The 4,854-nt window shown below is 68.3% G+C and carries 5 protein-coding genes and 1 pseudogene; 1 reads left to right on the plus strand and 5 read right to left on the minus strand.

The features are described from left to right. From VF697_RS21445 to VF697_RS21465, 5 genes are all read right to left on the minus strand, one after another. Positions 1–187 (minus strand): hypothetical protein (locus tag VF697_RS21445; protein WP_331097840.1); only part of this gene is annotated, 187 nt, incomplete at its 3' end. Next, positions 177–1,202 carry an ATP-binding protein gene (locus tag VF697_RS21450; protein ID WP_331097842.1) on the minus strand — a complete coding sequence of 342 codons (1,026 nt, stop codon included), beginning with the start codon at positions 1,200–1,202 and terminating at the stop codon, positions 177–179. The genes VF697_RS21445 and VF697_RS21450, both read right to left, overlap by 11 nt. After that, a complete protein-coding gene (locus VF697_RS21455) occupies positions 1,202–1,828 on the minus strand; it encodes a hypothetical protein (protein WP_331097844.1) in 627 nt (208 codons plus the stop codon). The genes VF697_RS21450 and VF697_RS21455 overlap by 1 nt, the downstream gene beginning before the upstream one ends. A gap of 178 nt (positions 1,829–2,006) precedes the next feature. Beyond that, on the minus strand, positions 2,007–3,257 hold the full coding sequence (gene glgC / locus VF697_RS21460; protein WP_331097846.1) for a glucose-1-phosphate adenylyltransferase: 1,251 nt from the start codon (positions 3,255–3,257) through the stop codon (positions 2,007–2,009). A gap of 129 nt (positions 3,258–3,386) precedes the next feature. Then, positions 3,387–3,833, minus strand: a complete 447-nt coding sequence (locus VF697_RS21465; RefSeq protein ID WP_331097848.1) for a hypothetical protein — start codon at positions 3,831–3,833, stop codon at positions 3,387–3,389. A 277-nt stretch (positions 3,834–4,110) separates the two neighbouring features. Here VF697_RS21465 and VF697_RS21470 point away from each other — a divergent pair. Beyond that, positions 4,111–4,854: pseudogene (locus tag VF697_RS21470) on the plus strand (hypothetical protein); the annotation flags it as partial.

Genomic DNA, 4,854 nt, shown 5'->3' on the forward strand with positions numbered 1-4,854 from the left:
CGCGCGCGACCGGCTGGTCCGAGAGCGCGACACTCACTGCGCCCAACTTCAGGGCCTCGGCGGCTGCGCGGACTTGCGCCAGGGCCTCCACGCGCCCGATGGAGGGGACGAGCGGCACGTGGAAATCGTCCTCCAAGGTCTCGAGGAGGCCCGGACGGCCCCCCGGGCGGAGGGGCTCATTCGCCATGGCTCTTCCAGTCACCCAGCTCGAGTCGATCATCTGGCACGGAAGCGGCCAGGTAGGGAGATTGGGTCGTCAGGATGAACTGGGCCGTCGGCACCAGGGCGGCCAGCGCCTCGGGGATGATCCGCTGCCAGCGGGGATGCAGGTGCTGCTCCACCTCGTCGATGAGCACCACCCCGTGCTGCGGTGCGCGCAGGGCGATCTCGCCGAACATCAGCAGCAATGCGCGCTGTCCCTCGCTCAAGGCCCCGAGCGCGACGAGCGCTCCATCTTGAGTCATGAACCGCAAGGTCAAACCCTCGATGCCCACGGGACGAGGCATCTCCGGGAAGTACTTCTCCAGGACCTTCCACATTCTGCTGACGTTGCGGTCCGGGTCCAGGCGCTTGTCACCGGCGAAAGCCAGGGCCAGGCGTGCGGCGAGGCTGGCGAAGCGCTCCCGGCTGCGGGAGAGGCAGCCGCGGCGGGGGTTGAAGTCCGCGACCTCCTTGAGCATCACATCCTCGCGAGGCTCGAGCACCCCCCGGTCCGCTGGCAGCAGCACACAGGGGGGACGGGCTTCCACGAGCGCCGCATGGGCGGCGTCCTCGAACATGTTGCCGGTCCGCACACCCGTGGCCCTCAGGGCTTCGCTCAGCCGCCCTCCTCCGATGGTGAAGCGCAGGGCGCCATTTGAGGGAGCCGCTGAGTAGTAGGGCGCGATGGCGCGCCGCTCCTCGGGAGACAGCCAGGCCTGAAGCTCGATGGTCCCTCGGCGTGGTGGCGCATCGAGTTCTCGCTGGGGCTCCTCCACGTTGCGGACATCCCCCGCGGTCAGCTCCGCGGCACCAAGGTCCTTCGTATCCGACCCCACGGCTTGGAATGCGTGGGCCAGCGCATCGAGTACCGTGGACTTCCCGGCGCCATTGGCCCCGAGGAGAACCAACCGGCGGCGTGGCTCTCCGGGAGCCACCGACAGGTCGAGGTCCAGGTGCTGGATGGCGCGGAGGTTCTCGAGCTTCAGATGGAGCAGTTGCATCAAGTCCCCGGCATCTCCAGCCGTTCGTCTAGCTTCTCGAAAAGAGCTTCCCCTACAGCCGAGTTGAGAGCACGCGCGGCCTGGGCGTATCGATCCAAAGAAGCAGCGAGCTTCATTCGGGCTTCCAGAAGCGGGCCTGCCTGAGTCTCCTCTGCGAGCTTGGTGATCACACGACGGTAGACCGACAGACAGGAATAATAGCCGAGGGTGCACAGACCGGCTCCGACGCGCAGTTGATCCCGTCGGCAGGGAGAGCGTATGAGTGCGGCGGCGCTCACGAGCATAAAGCGGCCGTTTGCGTGGTGGGACTTGTCGTTAGGCCCCAGTGGCAGCAGAGCGGGCAGGGAATCGGGTTGAGCCGGATCCATGGCGCGCACCAAGGAGTCCAGCGCTTCCACAAGTGGAAGCCGGTGTTGCTCCCACTCCGGAGGCCACTCGAAAGGAGCGAGCAGTGAGGTCACCACGAGGGCGACGGACATCCGGTCGTCCATGGGGATCTTCTGCACGGCTTCCGCGAGCAGTTGAATGCCCTGCGCGTGAGGCGATGTCTGGCCCAACTGGAGAAACTCCGACCAGATGGCATGGGGGTCTGCCTGGTTCAACTCCAGCTGCGTGACCCGCTCCAAGAACTCGGCCCAACCGTTCGGCACGCCTGCACGCTAGGGGGGTTCTCCCGGCGCGTCAAAGGGAGAGCAGCGGTAGGGCGACGGCCGGTTTGGCTCCCGGACGATTCCATCCGAGGCCAGGACCCTGACGGGCCGGACATGCCGTGAGGCACCTCCAGCCCGTGCGGGGTCGTAGGCCTCACTCGAAGCGGTAGCCCTTGGGCACCACGACGATGCCGTTGTCGGTGACGGTGAAGCCGCGCGCCTTGTCCGCCGCCAGGTCGAAGCCAATCCTCGCGTTGGGCGGCACGCGCACGCCCTTGTCGATGATGGCGTTCTTCACCTGGGCGTGCCGGCCGATGTCCACCTCGTCGAAGAGGACCGAGCGCGTCACCTGCGAGTAGGAGTTCACCCGCACCCGGCGGAAGAGGATGCTCTCGCGCACCGTGCCGCCCGAGATGATGCAGCCGCCGGCCAGCATGGAGTTGAGCGCGCGGCCCACGCGCTCGCCCGACTCGTGGACGAACTTGGCCGGCGGGCTGTACTCGACGGCGGTGCGCAGCGGCCAGTCCGGGTTGAAGACGTCGAACTCGGGGTTGATGGAGACGAGGTCCATGCTGGCCTCGTGGTAGGCCTCCAGCGTGCCCACGTCCCGCCAGTAGGTGTTGGGCCGCGTCTGGCCGGGGATGGGGTTGGTCTGAAAGTCGTACGCGTGGATGTGGTAGCCGTCGCGCAGCGCCCGCGGCAGCACGTCCTTGCCGAAGTCGTGCTGCGAGCCCTCGGTGCGCGAGTCCACCTCCAACAGCTCGCTGAGCACCCGGCGGCTGAAGATGTAGTTGCCCATGCTGCACAGGGCCATGCCCGGCTTGCCCGGCATCGCCTTGGGCTCCTTGGGCTTCTCCTGGAACTCGATGACGCGGCCGCGCTCGTCCACCTGCATGACGCCGAAGCGCGAGGCCTCGGCCAGCGCCGTGGGGTAGGCGGCGATGGTGATGTCGGCGCGCTGGGCCTCGTGCTGCTCCAGCATGTGCGCCACGTTCATCTTGTAGATGTGGTCACCCGAGAAGATGGCCACGTTGTCGGCGCGGTAGTTCTCCACCAGGTGGAGGTTCTGGTAGATGGCGTCGGCGGTGCCCCGGTACCAGACGTTGCCCAGCTCCTCGTAGAGGTACATCTGCGCGGGCGCCAGGGTGATGAAGTAGTCGGCGAGCAGGCCCGAGCCAAAGCGCCAGCCCCGCTGGATGTGCTCGGTGAGCGACTGCGCCTTGAACTGCGTCAGGACGTAGATGGAGTAGACGCCCGAGTTGAGGAAGTTGCTCAGGGCGAAGTCGATGATGCGGAACTTCGACCCGAAGGGGACGGCGGGTTTGGATCGCCTGGAAGTCAGAGGAGCCAGGCGCGTGCCCTGACCCCCCGCGAGAATCATCCCGAGGATGCGCTTGCTGCTCATGTGGTGGAGAACCCCCTTGGGCGCAGTATAGGAGGTTGTTCGGGAAAGGCATGGTTTCGGACAACCGGGTCCTCGGGGCGGCGCATCCGGTCCATACGCGGGGTGTGAGGAACTGTTGAGGAGTGGACTTCAGGCGTGGCGCCGAGGGCGCAGCAGCCCGAAGTGGAGGCGGATGTGCTCGGCGTCCGCGTACAGGCCCGCCTCGCTCAGGCGGCACGCTGCCCACGCCGCGCCCAGCTCCAGGTTGGGGGCCACGACGTACGGGGAGGCCGGCGCCTTGAGGTGGAAGAGGAGGCTGAGGGCCAGCCGGACCAGGGCCGAGTCCGTGGCGTAGGCCACGCCGAGCACCGTCTGGCGGATGCGCTCCTCGTGCCGTGCCAGCCAGTTCGCCAGGAGCTGGCGGTGCTCGAGGGGCGGCGTGCCGTCCTCCCGCGACCTGTCCACGTCCACCAGGAGGAGGTGGGGTTGGCCCCGGCGAAGAATCTCGAGGCTCTTCTCCAGGTACGCCTCGAAGTCGCGCAGGGGGGGGGTGCCCACGAACCGAACGATGACCAGCGGCCAGAGGGAATCATCCAAGGAAATCGGGGCTGATTCTTTCATACTTGGCATAAAATTATAGCGCTGAAGGATTTTCAGTCCAGAAGGGGTCCGCGAAAAGCTCGAGGTTTCGGCCTGTCGCGATGCGTCAGGAGGAGCGGGGCGGTGCGACGCCGGAGCGACACTCGGGACTCGGCAAGAGGGCGTGGGGGGCCACGCTGATGAGCGGCCAGCCAGGAGGGCCCTCCCTGCCGAGGGGACACCGGCTGACCACGTTCCCGGCCAGCGAACCTCAACCCACACAGGGAGTCACATCATGACTCGGACGAAGCTGATTCTGGCGGGCCTCATCGCGGGGGCCATGGCGCTGGGCACCGCGTGCAAGTCGAACTCGGCGGCGGAGCGCGGTGAGCCCACCGAGTCCACGCAGGGGGCAGGTACCACCGACACGGGGGGGACGAACCAGGGAGGTACGACGCCCGGCAGTACGAACCCGGGAAGTACGGGGGGCACGGGTGGCACCGGCGACGTGGGCAGTGAGCCCACGGACACGGGCAGCATGACCGATGACGACATCGGGGGCGCGGGCGACCTCGGCACGGGCGGCACGACCGATGATTTCGGGGGCACGGGCACGCTGAACCCGGAGAACCAGGGCACGGGCGGCGCCGGCGACGAGGTCCTCGACGAGGGCCTCATCCAGGATGACAGCGGTGCGGGTGGCTCCGGTACCAGTGGCACCGGCACGGGTGGCACCGCGGGCCCGGGTAACACCGCGGGCACGGGGACGGGCAGCAAGGGTTCGGGCACGGCCACGGGGACGGGCACGGGCGGCACCACGGGCACGGGTACGGCCCCGGGGACGGGCGGCACCACGGGGACGGCCCCGGGCACGGGCGCTGGCGCGGGCACCACGGGCACCGGCACCCCGAGCACGGGGAGCACGGGCACCGGCACGATGGGCACGGGCGCCGGCGCGGGCACCCCGGACACGGGCACCGCGGGCACGGGGAGCACCGGCACCACGCAGACGCCGGACAAGGGCACCAAGAAGGGGCAG

It is taken from the genome of Archangium sp. (assembly GCF_036388035.1).
Classification (GTDB): Bacteria; Myxococcota; Myxococcia; order Myxococcales; family Myxococcaceae; genus Archangium.

Bases quoted from the DNA above. Each gene is read 5' to 3' on its own strand.
- VF697_RS21450 (WP_331097842.1), bottom strand. From the start codon at position 1,202: ATGCAACTGCTCCATCTGAAGCTCGAGAACCTCCGCGCCATCCAGCAC.
- glgC (WP_331097846.1), bottom strand. From the start codon at position 3,257: ATGAGCAGCAAGCGCATCCTCGGGATGATTCTCGCGGGGGGTCAGGGC.